Source organism: Kibdelosporangium phytohabitans (genome assembly GCF_001302585.1).
In the GTDB taxonomy this organism is placed as follows: Bacteria; Actinomycetota; Actinomycetes; order Mycobacteriales; family Pseudonocardiaceae; genus Kibdelosporangium; species Kibdelosporangium phytohabitans.
In genome coordinates this window covers 3,532,987-3,554,897 of sequence record NZ_CP012752.1, presented here as the reverse complement: position 1 = coordinate 3,554,897, position 21,911 = coordinate 3,532,987, and the positions used below count along the sequence as shown (strand labels likewise).

15 protein-coding genes and 1 pseudogene are annotated in these 21,911 nt (G+C 68.5%); 11 read left to right on the top strand and 5 right to left on the bottom strand.

Annotated features, from left to right (window positions below):
• Positions 1-62 precede the first annotated feature (62 nt).
• A complete protein-coding gene (locus AOZ06_RS57820; RefSeq protein WP_054290202.1) occupies positions 63-524 on the top strand; it encodes a phosphotransferase family protein in 462 nt (153 codons plus the stop codon).
• 89 nt (positions 525-613) lie between these two features.
• Positions 614-1,000, top strand: a complete 387-nt coding sequence (locus AOZ06_RS16490) for a hypothetical protein (protein ID WP_054290201.1) — start codon at positions 614-616, stop codon at positions 998-1,000.
• A gap of 34 nt (positions 1,001-1,034) precedes the next feature.
• Here AOZ06_RS16490 and AOZ06_RS16485 read toward each other — a convergent pair whose 3' ends face one another.
• Positions 1,035-2,450: an NAD(P)/FAD-dependent oxidoreductase gene (locus tag AOZ06_RS16485; RefSeq protein ID WP_054290200.1), complete on the bottom strand. Its 1,416-nt coding sequence runs from the start codon at positions 2,448-2,450 to the stop codon at positions 1,035-1,037.
• Between the two features lie 356 nt (positions 2,451-2,806).
• The gene (locus AOZ06_RS16475; protein ID WP_157233059.1) at positions 2,807-3,052 is read right to left on the bottom strand and encodes a hypothetical protein; all 246 of its coding nucleotides are present in this window, start codon (positions 3,050-3,052) and stop codon (positions 2,807-2,809) included.
• Between the two features lie 622 nt (positions 3,053-3,674).
• Between AOZ06_RS16475 and AOZ06_RS16470 the strand changes: the two genes are divergently transcribed.
• Together AOZ06_RS16470 and AOZ06_RS16465 are read left to right on the top strand one after the other, a co-directional pair.
• Entirely contained in the window at positions 3,675-4,409 is a 735-nt protein-coding gene (locus AOZ06_RS16470; protein WP_157233058.1) for a hypothetical protein, read from the top strand.
• Positions 4,410-4,687: 278 nt separating this feature from the next.
• Positions 4,688-5,038 (top strand): histone-like nucleoid-structuring protein Lsr2, encoded by a 351-nt coding sequence (locus AOZ06_RS16465; protein WP_054290196.1) that lies wholly within the window; start codon positions 4,688-4,690, stop codon positions 5,036-5,038.
• Positions 5,039-5,333: 295 nt separating this feature from the next.
• On the opposite strand, the gene AOZ06_RS56325 is transcribed toward AOZ06_RS16465, so the two are convergent.
• Complete coding sequence (locus tag AOZ06_RS56325; RefSeq protein WP_157233057.1) at positions 5,334-5,744, bottom strand: hypothetical protein; 411 nt, start codon at positions 5,742-5,744, stop codon at positions 5,334-5,336.
• 26 nt (positions 5,745-5,770) lie between these two features.
• On the opposite strand from AOZ06_RS56325, the pseudogene AOZ06_RS62090 reads away from it, so the two are divergent.
• Positions 5,771-6,007 (top strand): annotated as a pseudogene (locus AOZ06_RS62090) (DUF6159 family protein); the annotation flags it as partial.
• A gap of 117 nt (positions 6,008-6,124) precedes the next feature.
• The gene (locus AOZ06_RS16460) at positions 6,125-7,630 is read left to right on the top strand and encodes a serine/threonine-protein kinase (protein WP_063810358.1); all 1,506 of its coding nucleotides are present in this window, start codon (positions 6,125-6,127) and stop codon (positions 7,628-7,630) included.
• A gap of 239 nt (positions 7,631-7,869) precedes the next feature.
• Here AOZ06_RS16460 and AOZ06_RS16455 read toward each other — a convergent pair whose 3' ends face one another.
• On the bottom strand, positions 7,870-8,238 hold the full coding sequence (locus tag AOZ06_RS16455; RefSeq protein WP_157233056.1) for a hypothetical protein: 369 nt from the start codon (positions 8,236-8,238) through the stop codon (positions 7,870-7,872).
• A gap of 433 nt (positions 8,239-8,671) precedes the next feature.
• On the opposite strand from AOZ06_RS16455, the gene AOZ06_RS16445 reads away from it, so the two are divergent.
• The 4 genes from AOZ06_RS16445 to AOZ06_RS16430 all read left to right on the top strand — a co-directional run bounded on the left by AOZ06_RS16445 (position 8,672) and on the right by AOZ06_RS16430 (position 13,591).
• The gene (locus AOZ06_RS16445) at positions 8,672-10,567 is read left to right on the top strand and encodes an anthranilate synthase family protein (protein WP_054296688.1); all 1,896 of its coding nucleotides are present in this window, start codon (positions 8,672-8,674) and stop codon (positions 10,565-10,567) included.
• Between the two features lie 132 nt (positions 10,568-10,699).
• Positions 10,700-11,965, top strand: coding sequence for a preATP grasp domain-containing protein (locus AOZ06_RS16440; protein ID WP_054290192.1), 1,266 nt, complete (start codon positions 10,700-10,702; stop codon positions 11,963-11,965).
• Entirely contained in the window at positions 11,962-12,837 is an 876-nt protein-coding gene (locus AOZ06_RS16435; RefSeq protein WP_054290191.1) for an LLM class F420-dependent oxidoreductase, read from the top strand. Before AOZ06_RS16440 ends, AOZ06_RS16435 begins: the two co-directional genes overlap by 4 nt.
• Positions 12,827-13,591, top strand: coding sequence for a class I SAM-dependent methyltransferase (locus AOZ06_RS16430; protein ID WP_054290190.1), 765 nt, complete (start codon positions 12,827-12,829; stop codon positions 13,589-13,591). The genes AOZ06_RS16435 and AOZ06_RS16430 overlap by 11 nt, the downstream gene beginning before the upstream one ends.
• A gap of 1 nt (position 13,592) precedes the next feature.
• Here the strand turns inward: AOZ06_RS16430 and AOZ06_RS16425 are convergent, their stop codons facing one another.
• The gene (locus AOZ06_RS16425) at positions 13,593-19,862 is read right to left on the bottom strand and encodes a non-ribosomal peptide synthetase (protein WP_054290189.1); all 6,270 of its coding nucleotides are present in this window, start codon (positions 19,860-19,862) and stop codon (positions 13,593-13,595) included.
• Between the two features lie 176 nt (positions 19,863-20,038).
• Here AOZ06_RS16425 and AOZ06_RS16420 point away from each other — a divergent pair, with 176 nt between their 5' ends.
• A complete protein-coding gene (locus AOZ06_RS16420) occupies positions 20,039-21,883 on the top strand; it encodes a non-ribosomal peptide synthetase (RefSeq protein WP_054290188.1) in 1,845 nt (614 codons plus the stop codon).
• Positions 21,884-21,911: the final 28 nt, after the last annotated feature.

The following is a 21,911-nucleotide window of genomic DNA, read 5'->3' as shown; positions in this document are numbered from 1 at the left end:
GCCCGCCTTCACCGCCAGCGTGCTGCGGAGATGGGCCGAGCGTCTCCGCGAGGAGTAACCCGATGACTGACACCGCAGCCGGCATCGCCGACTGGGTCCGCGCCAACGTCGACCGCGTCGAGTTGCCGCCGGGAAGCGAACCCGAAGTCAGCGTGATCGGCACCGGCGAGAGTTACGCGGCGTGGCTGGTGCGAGTAGCCGGCGCCGACCCGCTGGTACTGCGGATCCGTCGGCGGCCGGTCGACGAGTTGCCCCGCCCGATGGCCGCCGAGATCGCCGGCCTGAAGCGGGCACCACCGGACCTCGGGCCACGTGCCGTGTTGCTGGAGGAGTCGGCAGACGCCCTCGGCGCGCCGTTCATGGTCACCGGGTTCGTGCCAGGGCACGAAGTCGCTGCCCAGGACTGGGACGACAAGCTGCTGCTGGCACACGCACGACAACTCGCCGCGCTGCACCGCACCCCGTTCGCGACGGCAGGCGAGGTCACCGCGCCGAACAAGACCGGGCGGTCTGCCTGTCCCTGACGGCGCGGCTGGCCGACAGCCTCGCGTGGTGGCGCGGCGCGCACCCGGAGATACTCGCCGACCCTGAAGTCGCACGACTTTCACCGGGAGTGGAACAGCACATCACCGGAGCCGAACCGGCCTTCACCCGGTTGCGCCGCTTCGCACTGGTGGAGATCGGCGACCCCGCGCAGGACCTGGCCTACATCGGTGGGCTCGTCGCCGCTCCCCCGTGGTACATCCCGCTGACCCGCGAGCGGGTCGACCGCTTTCTCAACGCCTACGTCGCCGACGCGGGCGACGCCGCCGGGCCGATGACGGATCTTCGGATCCGGCGCGACGCCTTCGAGGTCTTCGAGCGGTTCTTCTCCTCCCTGCACTTCAGAACTCGGCGCGGCAACGAAGAAGACCAGCGGACAGGCCGGTACACGGAGGCCGTACGCCTGCTCACCATGGGACTACAGCAGGTGCTGGAGCTCGACACCAGCGAGCCATGAGCGGCATCCCGGCACTGCACGAACTGCCCGGAGATCAGCCGGCCAGCATCCGGAGCAGCTCGGGGCGCGCCGGACCCGCTGGAACCGGCATCTCCAGCCCCTTCGCCGCCACCGTGGCGCGGTCGACCACCCCCGGGCGGGCGAGCAACTCCTCCAGGGGAGTCGCCATCAACCCGCTCTCCAGGATGACCCGAAACAGGTCAGCGTCGTGATAGCCGGCGACGAACAGGTCATGTGCCGGTCGTTCGCCGTCGGCGGGCGTCTCGACAGGGTGGCCGTTGACCACCGCGGCGACCTGGTCGGCACGGTTCTGGCTGAGGTGCACGGTGTCGCGGTAGCAGGGAACCACCCGCTCCGCCAGCATCGTGTCGTGTTCCTGAGCCAGTTCGAGCGGGTCGTGCAGGTGGTCCCGGACGAGTTCGGTGGTGCCGACGGCCTGCGCGAGCCCCAGGTAGATCCCACGTCCATAGGTGGGGTTCGTCGTCGCCACCACGTCGCCGACGGCGAGCAGTCCGGTCGCGATCGGTTTGCCGTCCACCACGAACCGGCGGAGCCTGTCCCCGTTCCCGCCCATGATCAACATCCCGCCCTCGGCCTCACCTTCGAGCAGGTGCGCGTGATTCGGGCAGGCCCGGATCAGGTCCGTCCACTTCTCGACGTGGCGCAGCTCCTTCAGATCCTGGTCGAACGAGTGAACGACGACGGTCACCGACCAGTGCCCGCGGTCGGCCGGGATGACGATGATCGAATAGCTGTCGAAGTACTGGAGCAACAGCCCGCCGCCGGACATGTCCGGGATTTTCCCGTCAGCCGAGCGGAAGAACCGAGTGTAGTACGCGGTCCTGCCGTCCCAGGTCTCCTCCTGCGGTGGCCTGGCCCCGAGTTGCGCGAGCCAGTCCGGCAGGCGCGTCCGGCGGCCGGACGCGTCGACGACGAGGTCCGCGCGAATCTCCGCACCATCGGCCGTGCGCACGCCCGCCACGTGCGGTACACCATCCATAGTGGACGATCCAGCGATCAGTCCGGCCACCTTGACACCCCGGCGGATGTCGACCGACTGGCGAACGCGGCTCGCCACCGCGTGTTCCAGGACAGCTCGCCGAGTGATGAGGGTGTCGAACTTGTCGTCGCCCGGGCGTGGGGTGCGGTCCTCGACGCTCGGTGGCATCGCCAGGCTGACGTCGAACCTCGTCGCGTCCGCGTCCCGCAGAACGTCCAGCGCTTCGGGTATCCGGTCACGGAGAATCCCGTACGCCGGTGCCTGGAGGATGTGCGCCTGCTGGAACTGACCGACGCCGCTTCTCGGCCAGCTCGACCACGCCTGCGCCGGGGAATCCGGCAGTTGCCCTGCGTCCTGCTCCAGGACGGTGACATCCATGCCTTCCTGGGTGAGCATCATCGCCGTCGACAACCCGACGAGCCCGCCACCCACCACCACAACCCTGCTCATCCCAAGACCGCCTCAAGTTCCGGTACAGCAACGAATACCACTTCACCGCTACGATCACCGTTGACGCGTACCGGAAACGCCACCGGTCAACGGCATCCCCCGCCCTGCTCGGGAGGATCGGCACGCTCGGCGACTGCGCCGAGGCGAACGCGGGCGAAGCCGAGAAGCTCGGCAGACTCACCGATGATACCGCGCGGGCCGTGCTCCCCGCCGGTGTCTTGCGCGCCGGATTGCCTGAAAACCTTGGTGTTGACGAGTTTTCGCCACGCCAGCTGGTCCGGGCCATCGAGCGGGCCGGTTACCACGACGCGTCAGCGGGCTGGACGATACCGGCGTTGTTGACCACTGTGGACCGGTCAACCGCGGGCCAGTGTGGCTCCCAGGACTCCCGCCTTGACGCGCTGGCGCCGCCAGCGCAGCAGCACGACCGCGAACACCTGCGCCCCGAGTTCGAGATCACCCAGGTCAGCGGTGGCATCGGAGGTCCCGTTGCCGGTCCGGTCGATCGAACCGGCCGGTTTCCCGTTCGCGCCGATCATCGAGTAGCCGTGGCGTGATGCCGCTCGAACCGGCAGTCCTTTCCGGCGACGTGCAGATTCCACCGGTTGCCCACCCCATCCGTGTGCGCCACGACCGATCCGTCGGCGGCGAGCAACTCATGGACCCATGGAATCACCGCAGCGCCGGGCGCGCCCCTGCCATTTGTCATAGCCGATTCGCGCAGCCGTCGCGTGGGGGATTCCGGTGCCGCCGGGTACCGGACTCCGGATCTCCCGCCCGATCCCGCCGCATCCTCACAGGCCGGGAGATCCCCCCACCTGCTGACACCCACGCTTCAGTTTGCTCTCGACGTGCGGCAACACGCACATCTAATAGGAAAAACGTGCGGCCTATTGTGGGCGTCGCCCTCGTGGAGAGCCTGGTGATTGTCTTGTACGCACCCTGAGCACACCTCCCACCAGCAACAATGGGAGGGCATGGCTGGTCAGCCGTCAGGCGCTCGTCGAAGGGACGAGCGGTGGCGACATACCGTTGAAGGCGGGGTGATGCTGTGGTGTCAACGTGGTTCGTCACGTTAGCAGAAAGGCATCGCCGCATTCCTCCCACTCCCGGTTTCACGTTTGGGCATCGCGGAACAGTCGGGTCCGTCATGACCTGCGGTCAACGCGTCGACGTGCGCTTGGCTATCACCAGCGAACGCTAAAAACTTCGATTGATCACTCGATGGTGTCATCGGTGTTTCGCCACTGCGCGTTTGTTGTACTCTACTTCTCGCAGAGGGTCGAACATCTTTACCGGCTTGTTTCCCCTCGGCGCACCATCACCGAGTTTCCGGGCCTGCGCCCGAAAGGAATGAGTAACGTCATGGGTTTGTTCAAGAAGGCTGTCATTGTCGCTGCCCTGTCCGCGGCCGGTTTCGCGGCGGCCGGCGGTTCCGCGTTCGCTGGTGAGCCGGCCGACAGCCAGGACAGCATCAAGGTCACCGCGCACGCCAAGGACTCCGACGCCAAGAAGCCCACGCACGGCAAGAAGATCGCGCACGGCAGCGACAGCAACGACAACAACGTCGTCCAGCAGGGCCTGGTGCCCGTGAACGCCCTGAACAACGCCAACGTGTCGCCGAACCTGGGCTGCGTTGCCAACCGCCCGCTGGAAGACCTCAACGCGCAGAGCCTGGTCGGCCTGGTGCCGGTCGCGGTCGACGTGGACGAGCTGGCCAAGCAGCCGCACATCAACGTGTTGAGCAACGGCAACGTCTCCACCACCATCGAGGACAACTCCTGCACCTCCAACCAGGGTTCCTCGCAGGCCGGTGACAACACCCACGGCGCCACCGGTGCGGGCAGCAGCTCCAACGGCCACGCCGTCGGAAACGCCGCCGGCTCGGACAACACCAGCGGCAACGGTGGCGGCGGCCTGATCGGCTCGGCCGGCCACCTGCTGGGCGGCAAGAAGTAACACCGTCCACACGCGACCGTGAGGCGGCGGGAGTCGCCTCACGGTCACCGTGATCGACCGCCCCCCCAGGACGGGCCGATCACACTCCTTGACTACTCGCCGCGTGACGTGTCCCAGACGAGTCCAGGGTGCCGCTGGGGCACGTCACGTAGCGGCCACAAAGGGATTCTGCGCAGCCGGGTACCTCAACCAGGCACCCGGCTGCGTCATTCAGCCAGTGTCTCCACGGCTCGAAAGGGTCCCGCAACGCCATCACCGGTAGGAAAGCAGGTGCCACCATGGCCCAGAAGATTGTCGTCCACCTGGTCGACGACGTGGACGGCTCGATGTCCGACGACATCACCACCGTCAAGTTCGGACTCGACGATGTCAGCTACGAGATCGACCTCACCGACAACAACGCCACCAGACTGCGTGACCACCTGGACGATTTCGTCAACCACGCCCGCCGCACCGGCCGTACTGCCCGGCGCAGTGCACCACCCACCGCCGTCGCCACAGCGGCCAACCGCAACCGCACCACAGCGATCCGCGAATGGGCCCGCCACAACGGATATACCGTATCCGGACGCGGACGCATCTCCACAACCGTGATCGACGCGTACGAAGCGGCGCACTCCACCCGGTAGCCAGCCCCCTGTATTCCTCGATGATCGCAGGCACCGCGACTTGAACGCCCTCGTGACGCCCGGGCACGGGCCGGGCCTGTGAGGGAGCCACCGAGGTCGGGCGGCAACCGCCGAACGTCTGGACGCCGCTGGACGCCGCTGGACGGCCTGTCATCGTGCCTGCTGGCCTGCTGCGTCCTGGCCCACGACCGTACCGTTACCCACGCGCTGCGCTGAGCTTTACCGACGAGAAGTCCTCAGCCGCTCACCACACGCGCCCAGGCACTGCAGTCGGAGCGCAGCCAACTTTACCGGTTCACTCTTCCCTGACCTGGATGCGTGACGCCTGCCAAGGAGACGTCGCCCAGCTCGGGATCGACCTGGCCGCCAGGAGCACGGCGAGCGCGGTGCGCCATGCCGCCCAGGCGTTGCTGGAGACCGACCTGGCACTGGCCGAGCAGGCCTCACCGGCGACGCCGCCATCGCGCCCGCCGTGTCCAGTACAAGGAACACGGCCGCGCCCTTGCCTGGCCCACCCACGCCACGCCGTTCCTGATGACCACACGCCACGGTCGCCGAGTTGGCCTTCCCACACTGACCACGGGCGGCTGCCACCCTCGCGCTGGTGACGACGAATCGTCACCACGATCGGCCAAAGCCCGGTACCAGTGGAGTCGTCCCGCGTGATCACCAGATTGCCGGACGACAGGTTGACCAGGACCTCCATTCGGCCACTGACTTCGGACCGCTCCAATCGAGGAGCGGCTGGGATTCCTGGGCCGGTTCGCCACCGGCCTGATCGGCATCGCTTGGAACGTAGTCACGTGCCTCGTGTTGCCCGCCCTCGTCTTGGAACGGAGAGGGGTACGCACGGCACTGCAGCGGTCCAGCGAGATGCTCAAGCGCACCTGGGGCGAGAACGTGGCAGGCAACATCGGGCTTGGCGCGGTGTGGTTTCCCGCCACCCTTCCCGCACTGCTGCTGTTCGTCTTCGGTGACGTCGAGTCTCGCAGTCGTTCTGAGAACGCAACCGCTGAACGGACGAGCAATCGCAGTACGCGTGGCTCCACACTCGGTCGTTTCGGAGGCGTCTTTTGGTGCAATCCCATGACGGTGGGCGATGACGACCGGTTGATCGCGGGACGCTACCGGCTCGCGGAAGAAGTCGGGCACGGCGGGATGGGCGTGGTGTGGCGCGCCTACGACGAGCGGCTGCACCGAAAAGTCGCGGTCAAGCGGCTGCTGATGCCACTCGAACTGACCGGTCCACAGGCTGAGGAAGCCAAGCAGCGAGCCACTCGCGAAGGGCGTATCGCAGCGAAGTTACAGCACCGCAACGCGGTGACGGTGTACGACGTCGACCATGAGGACGGCTACTCGTATCTGATCATGGAGTACCTGCCTTCGCGGAGCCTGGCGCAGGTGCTGACCGAGCGAGGCCCGCTGTCGGTGGCTGAGACGGCGGACATCGGCATCCAGATCGCGGACGCACTGAGCAGCGCGCACGCGGCTGGGGTGGTACACCGGGATGTCAAACCGGGCAACATCCTTCTCGGCCATGACGGCACAGCGAAGATCACCGATTTCGGCATCTCCCGTGCGGTCGCCGAGGCCGGCACGACCACCAGCGGACTCCTGGTCGGGACCCCTGCCTACCTGTCACCGGAGATCGCCAAAGGCGAGCGGGCGACGTTTCCCTCCGACGTGTACTCCCTCGGCGCCACGCTCCACGCGGCGCTGGAGGGAGCGCCACCCTCCGGAGGCGGCGACAACGCCATAGCGATACTGCACAAGGTCGCATCCGGCGACGTCGCCGCAGCGACCAAGGCCGGTCCGATGACACCCTTGTTGACCCGGATGCTGGACCTCGATCCCTCGCAGCGACCGACAATGACAGAGGTCAGAGACACGCTGACAGCGTTACGGTCAGCTCCCGTCGCTTACGAACCGCAGCGCGAAGCCCACATTGACGAACCTCAAGCGGTCACTGAACGCCTCGAACCTCCACTGAACCGACCTCAATCGTCTCAACCGAAAGCAGCCAGGCGCCGGGTAGTCCTGCTGATCATCAGCGGCGTGGTCATGCTGGCCGTGGGCGCGCTGGTTGTGCTGCTGACCCAGGCCCCGGAGAACGCACCGGACGCCGCCGCACCCCCACTCACAGCCACGCCGGCAACGCCCTCCACGAACACGCCGTTACCCAGTACGCCATTCACCAGCGCCGCGATTCCTTCGAACACTCCCCCACCGGCCACATCTCTCGTGACGACACCCCCGCCCGCAAACGACGGCCCGGTCCCGTTGACCACAGTGATCACCGAGTACTACGCGTTGTTACCCGGCAACCTGGACGAGGGATGGAACCGGCTGACGCCCCGATACCGGCAGAGCCCAGCAGGCGGACGCAACGGCTACCAGACCTTCTGGAACCGAATCCGAACTGTCCGCACCACCGACGTGACACCGGTGACGGCCACCAGCGTCGAGTCCACAGTAGAATACAGCTTCAAGAACGGCGAAGTGGTCCGCGAGCGGCACCGGTACATCCTCGTCAGCATGGACGGCCGGTGGAAGATCGATCAGTCCACAGTGCTCAGCAGCCGAACACTCTGACGAAGCCCTGCACCTGACCGCGTCTTCGGCCGGTTGCCCGCCTCGACGACGCCCGCACCCGCGGGGCCGATCGACACGGTGTGCAGCGCCGTGTCCGCCCGGCCCCTGATCGACGGCGTGCATGCGAGCGGTCGCGACGGCGCTGCTGCTTCGTTCTGCGAGGAGAACAGCGCTAGGGTGCCTTTTGATCCTGTCCACGCCAGTCACAGGTCATGTCGTGGCAATTGACCAGACGCTCGTCAGCCCTCTTCGCTGTCCGGCGGGTTGCCCCGGGACTGCATTGCGCGCAGTGCTTCATCGGCGATGACGAGCTCCTTGTAGTAATCCCGGTGCACCTTGTAGCTGCGATCGAGCGTGATCGCGTGGTAAAGCCTTGCCGGCTTGCCGGAGTAGATTTCACGGGAGCGGCGCTGCACACCCTGACGGGCCAGGACCACGATCGAGCGGTCTGTGACGATGACCCATGTCGGAACTTTGAAAATGAACCATCCGGTGGCTGCGACAAATCCCGTCTGCAGTTGCTCACCAGGTCGCAGATGCGGTGCCGCCTGCTTGGCGACCATCGCCGCTCGTCGTTCCAAGTAGCCCATCGCTTTCTCCTGGGTCAAGGCCCTCAAGCATGCGGCATGGTCGTGGTGTCGTGGGCGGATATTACTGACGGTCTTCGAGCAACCGCAGATGGATGGCGAGAACAACAACGGCGGAGGTCACCCGCGAGGACCGTTGTGCAGATGTGCCGGCGCGGCCCGCCCGGCAGTGCTCGGGGCACTGCGGGATCGGCCGGAGTGCTGCTGGACCTGCGCCTGCACAACCGCACCGACAGAGCAAGTCTCGTTTTCGCAGGTCAGCGCAGCCTCGTGGCACAGTGGTACGAGCCTTCGTCGCGCGAAAAGGGGACTGTCCGCGAACCGCTCCACTTGGACAGAGTCGAGCACATGTCCACCGACGCCGCATTCTGTTCGATTCTCCCCCAGCAGTGCGAGTACGTCGCGGCGACTCTGCGCACGGTGACCCGGGGCCGCAGGGGGAAGTGATGTGCTCATGACCAGGTTCCTGGACGGTGAGCCGTTCGCGGTGCTGCACCGGCCGGGGGCGACCGGGCCGGACGTGCTGGAGCTGTTGCGCGGCAGTGTGTGCGAGCCCGCGAGCCTCGCCGAGGTTCCGTTACCCACGACGGGACCGGACCGGCACCAGGCCCTCGTGGTGGTGCCGTATCGCCAGCTGACCGAGCGCGGCTTCGCGTGCCACGACGACGGTGCGCCGCTGTTGTGCCTGGGCATCGAGGAGCAGGCCACGATCGCGGTGCGGAGCTTCCTCGCCGAGGTCCCGGACACGCACGTCGACGTCGAGACCCTCGGGTTCGACATCGACGACGAGGAGTACGCGGAGATCGTGCGCACGGTTCTGCGTGACGAGATCGGCGAGGGACTCGGCGCCAACTTCGTGATCAAGCGCTCGTTCCTCGGGCGGTTGCCCGGCCATCACGTCGGCGCGGCGCTCAGCCTGTTCCGCCGGCTGCTCACGACCGAACGCGGCGCGCACTGGACGTTCCTCATCCACACCGGCGAACGGACAATCGTCGGCGCGTCGCCCGAACGGCACGTCACGCTGGACAACGGTGTCGCCACGATGAACCCGATCAGCGGCACCTACCGGTATCCCGCCGGTGGGCCGACCGCCGAGGGTCTCCTGGCGTTCCTCGGCGACCGCAAGGAGATCGAAGAACTCCACATGGTCGTCGACGAGGAGCTGAAGATGATGGCCGGGGTGTGCGAAGGCGACCTGCGGGTGGAAGGGCCGTCGCTCAAGGCCATGCGCAGCCTCGCCCACACCGAGTACCTCATCCACGGCCGCACGTCACTGGGCCCGCGGGAGATCCTGCGGCGCACGCTGTTCGCGCCGACGGTCACCGGCAGCCCGCTGGAAAGCGCCTGCCGGGTACTGCGTTCCCACGAGCGCGGCGGGCGCGGCTACTACAGCGGGGTCGCCGCACTGATCGGCACCGACCACACCGGACAGTCCACGATGGACTCGTCGATCCTGATCCGTACCGCGGAGATCGACGCGGCCGGCAACCTGAACGCGGGTTTCGGCGCGACGCTGGTACGGCACTCCGACCCGGACGCCGAGGTCGCGGAGACCCACGCGAAGGCGGCCGGGCTGATCGCGGCGCTGTGCGGGACCGGCCAGACGGCACCGGCACCGGTCCTGCCGCAGGACACCGCCATTCTCGACGCACTCGCCGCGCGGAACGTCCGGCTGGCGGCGTTCTGGCTCGGCGGTGAGGACGGCGACAGCTTCGCCCCCGAGTTCGACGGCCTGACCGTCCTCGTCGTCGACCACGAGGACACCTTCACCGCGATGCTCACCCACCAGTTGCGTGCGCTGGGCCTGCGCGTGACCGTCGCGGACTGGCGCGAGACCGTGGCTGCCGACGCGTTCGACCTGGTCGTGCTGGGCCCGGGGCCGGGAGATCCCCGCGTGGGCACCGATCCGAAGATCCGCTCGATCCAGGACCGGGTCGGCCTGCTGCTGCGTGAGTCGATCCCGTTCGTCGCGGTGTGCCTGTCGCATCAGGTGCTCAGCGCCGCACTGGGCCTGCCCCTGCACCGGCGCCCCGAACCCAACCAGGGCACCAGGTGCGAGATCGACTTCTTCGGCACGCCTCGGCTGGTCGGTTTCTACAACACGTTCATCAGCCGCAGCGACCACGACCGGTTGGTCAGCCGGGTCCGCCCCGAACCGGTCCGGGTGAGCCGCGCGGCCGGCACCGGCGACGTGCACGCGTTGAGCGGGCACGGGTTCGCCTCCGTTCAGTTTCACCCTGAGTCGCTGCTCACCGAGCACGGCATCGGGATCATTCGCGAACTGCTGACCTCGGTGCTGTGGCCAGGCACCCGCCGCACACCGTCCCGGCTGGCGAGGACTTCCCGATGACCATTCAGGCGTTCACGACGACTGCCCCGCACTGACCGGACCCCGGCCCTCGCCACCGCACGTGGCCCGACTGACCATTGTGGAGGAACACATGCACACCGCCGCGTACCCCGGCGAGGCCCGGGTCGGCGCATGAGCACGTTGCTGATCAGCAACCTCGGCCGGCTGATCACCGGCGCGCCCGCAGGCGCCGAGCTGCTCGGGCCACCGCAGGCCTACGCCGAACCGTACCTGGGCTATCTGCAGGCGCAGACCCATCGGACCATCTGGTTCGCCGGGCCAGGCGACGTGCTCGTGCTGCCCACGCCGGTGGACGAGGTCTTCCTTGACTACGCCACGTCGTTGCGCGGCTTCGGCGTCGGCGAGATCGACGTCCTGGTCGGGGACGACGAGGATCTCGCCGCCGACGTTCGCCGAGCCGTCACCCGGCGTGGCACCGACCGGGCCTGGCCGTACTACCACGACCGGCGCACCGACGCCTTCCTGCGGGAGCTCGGCCTGGCCGGTTCCGGGTTCGCCGGGCAGGGCGGCGCGGAACTGCTCAACAGCAAGGTGCTCTTCCGGGCGCTGGCCGCGGGCATCGGGGTGCCGATCGCCGACGGCCGCTGCCCCGCGACCGCGGCCGACGCGACGGCGTGGGTCTGGGAACTGGTGTCGTCGGGTCGCTGCGCGATCCTCAAAGAGGACTTCCACGTCGGCGGACTCGGCAACAAGGTGGTCAGCCCGGTGGCCGGCATCAGCTCGTTCGGCGCGCTCGGTGCCGAGGTCTGCACGGACCCCGCGGCGGTGGCGCGCGTCGTCGGCAGCCGGTTCGCCGAGGAAACCGGCCGGCTCGTCGTCGAGCACTACTTCCCCGACTCGGCGTCGATCTACGCGGGCTTCTTCGTCACCGACGACGGCGTCACCCGGTACGGCGCCGGCGAGATGCGGATGATGCCCGTGATCAACGGTCTCGTCACGCCGGGCACGTCGGTGCCGGCCGAGTTCCTCGTCCACGCGGAGCACATCGCGCAGGCGACGCGGGCGATGGGCTACCGAGGCCAGCTCAGCGTCGACGGCATCGTCACCCCGGCAGGTGAGGTCTTTCTGACGGAGTTCAACGCGCGGTCCGGCGGCGCGACGCACAACCACTGCATTCTGCGCGGTCTGGTCGGCAGACCGGACCGCGTGCTGCTTGACCGGCGCCGGTGCGGCCTTCCGCCACTCAAGCAGTTGCTTGCCGCGCTGGACGACGCCGGGATCGGTTACGACCCGGTGACCGCCACCGGGGTGGTGATCACGGTGCACGACGGCGGCACGGGCACGCAGCGGGGCGAGTTCTGCGTCATCGCCGCGGACCTGGACACGGCTCGACGGCAGGAAGACATGGTGCTGGACATGATCGAAGGGGCAGCATGAAGATCGGGATTTCCACGTTCGTCACCGACGAGGGCATCCGTCCCGTCGACCTCGGTGTCGCGTTGGAGGACCGGGGGTTCGAGTCGTTGTTCGTCTCCGAGCACACGCACATCCCGGTGAAGCGCGAGACGCCGTACATCCCGAACCGGGAGATGTACTGGCCCGCGCACGGCGAGCTGCCGCGTATCTACTACCGCACGGTGGACCCGTTCGTCACCCTCACCCAGGTCGCGACGGTGACCACACGGCTGCTGGTGGCGACCGGGATCGCGCTCGTCGTCGAACGGGAACCGATCAACCTGGCCAAGCAGGTTGCCTCGCTCGACATGGTGTCGGGTGGACGGCTCCTCGTGGGCATCGGCGCGGGGTGGAACCGCGAGGAGATGCGCAACCTCGGCACCGACCCCGCCACCCGGATGGAGCTGATGCGCGAGCGCGTGCTCGCCATGAAGCAGATCTGGACCGAGGACGACGCCGAGTTCCACGGCGACTTCGTCGACTTCGATCCCATTCGCGCGTGGCCGAAGCCCGTGCAGCGGCCACACCCGCCGGTCCTGGTCGGCGGCGACGGCCCCGGCGTGCTGGACCGGGTGATCGAGTACGGCGACGGATGGGTACCGATTCTGGCGAAGTCGGTGCCGGCGCTCACGGCCCGTGTCGGGGAGTTGCGCCGCCGCGCCGAGCAGGCAGGCCGCGGGTACGTCCCGGTCACGGTGTACGCCGCGCCACCGGACGCCGAGGTGCTGGCTGAGCTCGCTGAGGCGGGCGTGGACCGGGTGCTGCTGCAGCTGCCGACCACGCCGCGCGACGAGTCGCTGCGGGAGCTGGACCGGTTCGCGGAACTGAAGGATAAGGTCTCGCATGTTGCCTGAGGTCGACTACAGCACCCGCCTTTTCACCGGGTACGCGGCCGGTCGGGCGCTCACCGCGACGACCCTCGAGACGTGGCGCGAGGCGTTCGGCCGCGGCGCCCCGCGGCGCCGGCCGCTCGCGGTTCTCGACCTCGGGTGCGGCGTCGGCAGGTTCTCGCCGGTGCTGGCCGATGTCTTCGGCGGTCCGGTGTACGGCGTCGAGCCCGCCCGCCGGATGCGCGAGGTCGCCGCACGGCAGAACGGCCACCCACGGGTGACCTATCTGGACGGCGACGCGAACACCATCCCACTCGGCGACGACACGTGCGATCTCGCGTTGCTGTTCCTGATGCTGCACCACGTACCCGATCAGCCGGCCGCGGCGCGGGAGATCGCCAGGGTGCTGCGCCCCGGCGGACGCGTGCTGCTGCAAAGCAGCTTCTCCGGCGAACTGGAGGACCGCCGCTGGTTCCACCACTTCCCGCGGGCGCGCGAGATCGAGAACGTGATGTTCCCGTCCCGCGCGGCGGTGCTGGAGATGTTCGCCGCCGCCGGCTTCACGCACGAGCGGACCGACCTCGTCGAGTGCGAGATCGCGCCGTCGCTCGCGGCCTACGCCGACAAGCTGCGCCACCGCGCGATCCCCACGTTCGAACACCTCACCGAGGAGGAGATCAAGGCCGGCCTCGCGTCGATCGACGAGGCGGTCGCCCGCGAGACGGTGCCCGTGCCGGTGCTGGAACCGGCTGAACTCCAGGTGTTCGCACTGCGCTAGTTCAGCGGTCCAGGGTCTCGACCGCGGCCAGGATGTCTTCGACGCTTGCGCCGGATTGCCCGGCCGCGGCCTGGGCGGGCAGCCTCTCCACCAGCTCGGCCATCCCGCTCACTGTGGTCGCGGTGAAGAAGTCCGCCAACGTGAACGCGACCCCGAACTCCGCACGCACCCGGCTGACGAACCGGTAGCTGAGCAAGGAATGACCGCCCAGTGCGAAGAAGTCGTCGTCCGGTCCCACTCGGTCGATCCCGAGCAGCTGGGTCCAGACGGCGGCGAGCCTGCGTTCGGTCGCGGTGAGCGGCCTGCTCGGTTCGGCTGTGCCACCCAGGTCGGGTGCGGGCAGGGCGGTCACGTCGATCTTGCCGTTCGCGGTGAGCGGCATCGCGGTGAGCCGGGTGAAGGACACCGGCACCAGGTAACCGGGGAGCAGACTCGTGGCGTGCCTGCGCAGTTCGGTGGTTTCCGCCTCGGTCACGACATACGCGACCAGACGCGTGTTCAGGTGGGCCGTCACGAACGCCTGCCGGACCGCCGGGTGACGTTCCAGCACCGACTCGACCTCGCCCGGTTCGATCCGGTGTCCCCGGATCTTCACCTGGCGGTCGGCCCTGCCCACGAACTCGAGCTGGCCGTCGGCGCTCCAGCGCGCCAGGTCACCGGTGCGGTAGAGGCGTTCCCCGCCGGTCGTGGCGAACGGGTTGGGCACGAACCGCTGGGCGGTCGTCACGGGATCGCCCGCGTAGCCGCGCGCCAGCCCATGTCCACCGATGAAGACCTCGCCGGTGACGCCTGCCGCGACCGGGCGGAGATCAGCGTCGAGGACGTAGGTCTGGTTGTTCGCCCACGGACGGCCCATCGGCAGCTCACGCCGTTCGCGCGTGTCGCCGGGAATGTCCAAATAGGACGTGTTGGTCACCGAGGTCTCGGTGGGCCCGTAGCCGTTGAGCAGTGGCAGCCCCATTCGGCGCCACATCTGCCACGCCTCGGGTGTGTGCCGGTCGCCGCCGATGATCATCAACCGGAAGGTGTCCGGCATCGTCTGCCCGGAGTCACGCAGGTGCAGAGCCAACTCGTGCCAGTACGCGGGCGTGAGCGCGCACCGCGTCACCCGTTGAGCGGCCAGCAGCGCGAGCAGGTCGGCCGGCTCGATCGCGGACAGGTCGCGTGGCGCCAGCACCACCGTTCCGCCTGCCATCAGCACCGGGTAGGTCTCCTCGATCATCATGTCGAACGTCACCGGGGCCACCTGCGCGAACCGGTCGGTGCCATCGATCCCGTACGACTCGACCGCGGCGACCATGAGCGACATCAACCCGCGGTGTGTGGTCATGACACCCTTGGGCCTGCCGGTGGAGCCGGACGTGTGGATCACGTACGCGAGGTGCTCGGCGCCGGTCTCGGCAACGGGATTGGCAGCGGGTAGGTCGTGACCTGCCGGATCGCTGTCCACGTGCACGCAGGACGCGAACGCACGGTTGCCGGGACGATCAGCCACGACCACACCGATCGCGTTGCGGTCGACGAGTTCGATGAGGCGGTCGGCGGGATGGGCGGGATCGAGCGGTACGAACGCGGCGCCTGCCTTCATCACCCCCAGTTGAGCCACCAGCAGCTCGGGCGAACGGGGCAGCGCGACGCCGATCCTGTCGTCCGGCTGGACACCGATGGCGATCAGGTGGTGCGCCAGACGATTCGCCCTGCGGTTGAGCTCGGCGTAGGTCAGCTCGCGGTCGCCCTGCGCCACCGCGATCCGGTCGCGGTGGCGCGCGACACTGTGTTCGACCAGCTGGTGCGCGGTCGTACCGGGCAGCGGCACGTCCTTGCCTCGGGCATACTGGCCGATGAGCTGGTCAAGCTGACTCGGTGGCAGAAAGCTGAGATCGCGCAGGGGTGCACGGGGTGTCGTGGCGGCGGTGTCGAGCAGCGTGACGAGCTGGTCGGCCAGCCGTCGCACGGTGATCGGTTCGAACAGGCCCGCGTTGTACTGGACTGTGACCGACAGTTCGTCCCCGAAGTCGAAGACGGTGACATCCAGGTCGAACTCCGTGGCGCCGACAGGAGTGTCGGGCAGCACGAGGATGCCGACGTCCCCAGCCTCTACTTGTTGCCGTGCACCGTATTCATAGCTGAACAGGACCTGGACCAGCGGATGACGTCCCGGCGCCCGTTCCGGGCAGATCAGGTCGACCACCTGGTCGAAGGCGACCTCCTGGTGCGCGAGCGCGGACAACGTCTCGGCGTGGACCTGGTCGAGCAGCTCCCGGAACGACGAGCCTGCTCGCGGCTGCAGGCGCAGCACGACAGTGTTGATGAAGCACCCGATCAGATCCTGTACTTCCGGCCGGGTCCGCCCGAGCACAGGCGTGCCGATCAGCAGTTCCTCGGTACCGGCGTGCCTGCCCAGTACGCCGGCCAGTCCGGCGAGGACGATCGTGCCCATGCTGTGGGCGCCGTCGGCGCCCAGCGCGGCGAGCGTCCGATAGCGGGCACTGTCGACAGTGAACTCGATGACACCGCCCTCGTTGCCCGCGCTCCTCGGGTTGTCGGTGGCCAGCTCCAGCGACTGCGGGGCGTCCGCCAGGTGTTCGGCCCAGTACGCGGCCTCCTGCGCGAGTGCCTCCTGTCGTACTGGAGAACGTTCCCACATCGCGTGGTCCGCGAACTGCACCGGCAGCGCGGGCAGAACCGCCTCGGCGCCGCGTGCTCTTGCCTCGTAGCAGGCCGCGAGTTCACGCTGGAACAGGTGCGCCGACCATCCGTCGAACACGATGTGGTGCACGCTGATCACCAGGCGGTGTTCGTCGTCGGGCAAATGAACCAGGTGCGCCCGCAGTTGCAACGCGCTCAGGTCGATCGTCCGCGCGCCTGCTTCGTCGACGATGGAACGCAGGCGCGACTTCCCCGCCGACGCACCGAGACTGCGAAGATCCGAAACAGACAGTTCGATCGGCGCGGGCGGCAACACGATCTGAGCGGGCGGCTCGTCGTCCGTGGCGACGAACACCGTGCGCAGGATCTCGTGCCGCGCAACGACGTCGGTAAGCGCGGCACGCACCACACCTGCCCGCACAGGACCGGTCAGGCGCAGCTCCAGCACCACGTTGTACGCACCGCTGCCGGGCGCGATCTGTTCGGCGAACCACATCCGTTCCTGCACCGAGGACATCGGCAAGGCGGTGCCGTCCCTCGGCACCGCGACCGGCCCTCCGCCTGCCTGGCTCCCTTGACGGATCCGGGCGGCCACAGCGCGGATCGTCGGCTCCTGGTAGAACTCCGTGAGCGGCAGCCGGGCGGCGAGCTCGTCGCCGATCCGGGTGACGAGCTGGAAACCGAGCATCGAATGTCCGCCCAGCGCGAAGAAGTCGTCGTCCGGGCCGATGTCGTCGACGCCGAGCACTTCGGTCCACAGCGCGGCGACGGCACGTTCGGTCTCGTCCAACGGCCTGCTGGTGCCGGTTGCCTGGCCGGGTTGCGGCGCGGGCAGAGCCGAGGTGTCCGTCTTGCCGTGCGTCGTGCGCGGCAGGTGGTCGAGCACGAGGAACGAACTGGGCACGAGGTAGCCGGGCAGGACTGCCGCGGCATGCCGACGCAGTTCCGCCATGTCGATGTGCACGGGCGACACGACATAAGCCGCGAGGAAGTCTCCTTTGGGGCCGCGCGCGACCGTGACGAAGGCCTGCTTCACATCGGGGTGCTGTTCCAGCACCGACTCGATCTCACCCGGTTCGACGCGGTGGCCCCGGATCTTCACCTGGTTGTCGATCCGGCCGAGGAACTCGAGGTCGCCGTGCGCCTGCCAACGGGCCAGGTCGCCGGTGCGGTAGAGCCTGCTGCCCGGCGTGGCGGAGAACGGATCGGGCACGAACCGCTGGGCGGTCAGCGCCGGGCTGCCGACGTAACCGCGGCCGACCCCGTGGCCGCCGACGAACAACTCGCCGGTCACACCGGCTGGGACCGGCTCCAGATCGCTGTCCAGCACATAGACCTGTGCGTTGGCAACGGGTTTTCCGATCGGTAACACGTCTCGACGATGATCGGTGTCCAGGTGCACGGTGGTCGTCACAGCGGTCTCGGTCAGCCCGTAGACGTGCACGAGCGGCACACCGAACCGCCGCCACAGCCTCAGTGTCTCCGGCACCGGCCGCTCGCCGCCCATGACCAGCAGGCGGAAACCGGCTGGCAGCGCGCCGCCGGTCTCGGTGAGCCTTCGCACCAGTTCGTGCCAGTACACCGGGGTCAGCTCGCACACCGTCACCCGGAGTGCCGCGATGAGCTCGACGAGCTCGTCCGGGCTCAGCGTCGCGAGGCCGCGCGGCGGCAGTGCGACGCTGCCGCCGGACAGCAGAGCGGGGAAAACCTCCTCGACCACGACGTCGAACGTGACAGCGGCCAGCTGCAGGAACCGGTCGGCGCGGGTCATCGCGAACGCGTCGACCGCGGCATCCACAAAGGACAAAGCGGATCGGTGCGACGTCATCGCGCCCTTGGGTTCGCCCGTCGAACCGGAGGTGTGGAACACGTAGGCGAGGTGGTCGGGTCCCGCAGCCGTGACCGGATCGGTGTCCGGCACGTCGCCGAGCGGCAGGTCGATCGGCACGACCCCGCCGAACCGCCCCCGGTCCGCGCTGGTCGCGACCACGACGTCGACGCCGGCCCGGCGCAGGACGCCCACCAGGCGTTCGTCGGGGTGCGCCGGGTCCAGCGGGACGAAGGCGGCACCTGCCTTGAGCACGCCGAACAGCGCGACGACCATCTCGACGCCTTGTGGCAGCACGACGGCGACCCGATCGTCCGGCGCGACGCCGAGCCCGATCAGGTGGTGCGCGAGCCGGTTCGCCCGGCGGTTGAGCTCGTCGAAGGTCAGGCTGCGTGCGGCGTCGACCAGCGCGACCGCGTCCGGCGTGGCAGCGACCTGGCGTTCGAACCGCTCCTGCAGGGTCGAGAAGCCGAGCTCCCGGTCAGGTCCCCGCGCGAAGTCCTCGGTGAGGAGACGCAGCTGGTTCTCGGGCAGCGTGGTCAGCTCGCGCAGCGCGATGTCCGGTTCGGCACTGCACGCCCGCAGCGCCGACAGATACTGTTCGGCCAGACGTTGCACAGTCACCGCTTCGAACAGATCCGAGTCGTACTGCAGGGTGAACAACAGCTCGTCGCCCAGGTCCGCGACCGTCAGGTCAAGCTCGAACTCGCTGTGACTGCCGAACACCTCCACCAACGGATACACGAGTGTGCCCGCGCACTCCACCGGCGTCGCGTCCACCTCGTCGTAGGTGAACATCACCTGCGCCAGCGGGTGCCTGCCGTGCCTGCGCTCCGGCCGGAGCAGCTCGACCACGCGATCGAACGGAGCGTCCTGATTGGACAATGCCGACAGCACCTCGCCGCGCACGTGGCGCAGCAGCGTGCGGAACGGGGCCGCTGAGTCCAACTCGACGCGCAGCACCGCGGTGTTGATGAAGCACCCGATGGCGTCCTCGTACCCAGGCTGTGTGCGCCCCCACACCGGTGTCGCGACGAGCAGGTCCTCCGTCCCGGCGTGCCTGCCGAGTACCGCGGCGAACGCGGCCAATGCGACCATGCTGGGGGTGACGCCGCGCATCGAGATGATCCGCTGGTAGTCCGCACCGGTGACGGTGAACCGGTGCACGCCCGCCAGTCCGTCGCGCACCGTCGAGCGGGCGTGGTCGGTGGGCAACTCCAGCAGCACGGGCGCGTCCTTGAGGCGCTGCTCCCAGTACTCGTACTGCGGTTTCAGGTCGCCGTCGCGCTCCGCCTGCTGTTCCCACCGCGCGTGGTCGCCGAGCTGCAGGCGAAGCGCGGGCAGGTCAGGGGCGACGCCGCGCGCACGTGCCTCGTAACACGCGATCAGATCGCGCCGCAGGAGACCGGTGGACCAGCCGTCGAACACCAGGTGGTGCACCGTGATCTGCAGAAGGTGCTCGTCTTCGCTGTGGCTGACGAACCGTGCCAGGAACACCGGCCCCGCCGGGTCGCAACGCTCGTCCGCATCGGCGAACTCCACCGCGGCCGGCGGCAGGACCACCTGCGCCAGTGTCCCGGCGGTGTCGCCTGTGAACACCGTGCGCAGGGCCTCGTGCCGCGCCACGACGTCCGTGAGCGCGGCGCGCGCCAGGTCCGCGCGCACCGGCCCGGTCCACCGCAGCTCCAGCGTCGTCACGTTCAGCTCCGGGTTTTCCTGCCCGGACAGCCACATCCGCCGCTGCACGGCCGACGCCGGAATGCGAGGCACCAATTCGTTGTCGGACGCAGTCACATCGGCTCCAGTCTAGGGAATGCCATCCCGACCCTAGAACGAATCCGGACCACCCGGCTGTCACCGAAACTGGGGACAGTCCGCGGTGTGCGTGCCGCCAGGGCGATGTGCTTCTCTGAATGAGATTCCTTTGCGTTGTCCCGAATGATTCCTGCCGACCACTACCGGAGCCACCGATGCCGCTGGAAGATCTCGCGGGCACCGCGCCGTTCCTGCTGCACGAGCGGATGCACCACCGGGCCCGGTCGAGTCCACATCGGACCGCCGTGCGGTTCGACGAACAACGGCTCACCTTCCACGCTCTCAGTGAGATTTCCACCGCTGCGGCAGCGGTCCTGCGCACCGCGCGCCGCGGCGCAACGGTCACGGTTCTGATGGAGGACGGGCTCGCGCTGGTGTCGACCCTGTTCGGTGTGCTGGAGTCGGGTAGTGCGTTCTGCTGTCCCGGCTTGGATTGCCCGCCCGAACGGTTGCGGCACGTGCTGCGGGAAACGGGTTGCACGGCAGTGGTCGTCGATGAGTCGGGCACGCCGTCCCCGCTGCTCGATGTGCTGAGCGAGGAAGGCGTGCAGCTGTTCCGCTGTTCCAGCGACGGCAGGCTGACCCCCGCGCAGGACCGCGCCCCGGTCGCGGAGGCACAGGTGCCCCTGGCCGCCCCCGCCTACGTGACCTACACGTCGGGCAGCACCGGCAGGCCCAAGGGCGTTGTGCAGACCCATGAGTCCCTCAGCCGGCTCCTCGACTGGCAGAGCCTCAACTACGATTTGCGGCCGGACCGGATCATCGCCCAGTGGGCCACGGTCACCTACGACAACGCTTACTGCGAGATCTTCGGCGCGATCTGCTACGGCGCCACGGTGTGGTGTACGTCGAGGCAGGTCCGGCACGATCCGCACGCCCTGTTGCGCGCGATGGAGACGGCCGGGGTTCACGTGGTGCAGTTCGTGCCGAGCTTCCTGCGGCAACTGCTCGCCGAGATCGAGACCGGCCCGGCCCGCACCCGGCTGGCGACACTCACCCACCTGTACTCCACCGGTGAGCCGCTCCCGCCGCGCCTGGCCGCGGACTGCGCGCGGCTGCTCCCGCACGTGAAGCTCATCAACGGCTACGGCGCCACTGAGACCCTGCTTGCCACGTACCACGAGGTCCGCGACGCCGATCTCGGCAGGCTCGCGATCCCGTTGGGACAGCCGATCGACGGGTGCGAGGTGCTGCTGCTCGACGAGTCGCTGCGGCCGGTACCGCCCGGCGCGGTGGGTGAGATCTTCCTGGCCGCGACGTCGATCGCAGTCGGCTACCTGGGCAGGCCCGCGCTCACCGCCGCCGCGTTCGTGCCGCAGCCCGGCGTGGCGGGCGCCCGGATGTACCGAACCGGGGACCTGGGGCGGCGAACGGCCGATGGCGAGCTTTTCTTCGCCGGCCGCGAGGACAACCAGCTCAAGGTCCGCGGCATGCGGGTCGAGCCGGGTGAGATCGAGGCCGCGCTCGACACGCACCCTGCCGTGCGGCACTGCGCGGTCCGCGCTCGGGGCGACGGCGATGAGCTCCGGCTCGAAGCTCATGTCGTGCTGTCCGAGGACGTCACGGAGGGCGACCTGCGCAGCCACCTGACCCCGCTGATCCCCGCGCACATGGTGCCGGCACGTTTCCGGTTCGCCGAGTCGTTGCCGCGCACCAGGAACGGGAAGACAGACCGGGCCGCGCTACCGGAGATCGCCGCCACCGCCGGTGCACCGGCGGCGCGACCGAGCGCCGGAGGCATCGAGGGCAGCCTCGCCGCACTGTGGGAGCAGCTGCTCGACGTGCCAGTGGTCACAGCCGACGATGACTTCTTCGAGCTCGGCGGGCAGTCGGTCGACGCCATGCGCTTGAGCAACGTAGTGCAGACACAGCTCGGTGTCCGGCTGCCCGTGGCCGCCATCTTCGACGCGCCAACGCTCACCGAGTACGCCGAGGTCGTCCGTACCGCCCAGTCCACCGATGCCGACTTAGGTCATCCTGTGGACAAAACCGAACAATGACCGTATCCGCCGCGCGGACACTGGGGTT

Bases quoted from the DNA above. Each gene is read 5' to 3' on its own strand.
- AOZ06_RS57820 (WP_054290202.1), top strand. From the start codon at position 63: ATGACTGACACCGCAGCCGGCATCGCCGACTGGGTCCGCGCCAACGTC.
- AOZ06_RS16485 (WP_054290200.1), bottom strand. From the start codon at position 2,450: ATGAGCAGGGTTGTGGTGGTGGGTGGCGGGCTCGTCGGGTTGTCGACG.
- AOZ06_RS16470 (WP_157233058.1), top strand. From the start codon at position 3,675: ATGGTGTCATCGGTGTTTCGCCACTGCGCGTTTGTTGTACTCTACTTC.
- AOZ06_RS16465 (WP_054290196.1), top strand. From the start codon at position 4,688: ATGGCCCAGAAGATTGTCGTCCACCTGGTCGACGACGTGGACGGCTCG.
- AOZ06_RS56325 (WP_157233057.1), bottom strand. From the start codon at position 5,744: ATGGAGGTCCTGGTCAACCTGTCGTCCGGCAATCTGGTGATCACGCGG.
- AOZ06_RS16460 (WP_063810358.1), top strand. From the start codon at position 6,125: ATGACGGTGGGCGATGACGACCGGTTGATCGCGGGACGCTACCGGCTC.
- AOZ06_RS16445 (WP_054296688.1), top strand. From the start codon at position 8,672: ATGACCAGGTTCCTGGACGGTGAGCCGTTCGCGGTGCTGCACCGGCCG.
- AOZ06_RS16440 (WP_054290192.1), top strand. From the start codon at position 10,700: ATGAGCACGTTGCTGATCAGCAACCTCGGCCGGCTGATCACCGGCGCG.
- AOZ06_RS16435 (WP_054290191.1), top strand. From the start codon at position 11,962: ATGAAGATCGGGATTTCCACGTTCGTCACCGACGAGGGCATCCGTCCC.
- AOZ06_RS16430 (WP_054290190.1), top strand. From the start codon at position 12,827: ATGTTGCCTGAGGTCGACTACAGCACCCGCCTTTTCACCGGGTACGCG.
- AOZ06_RS16420 (WP_054290188.1), top strand. From the start codon at position 20,039: ATGCCGCTGGAAGATCTCGCGGGCACCGCGCCGTTCCTGCTGCACGAG.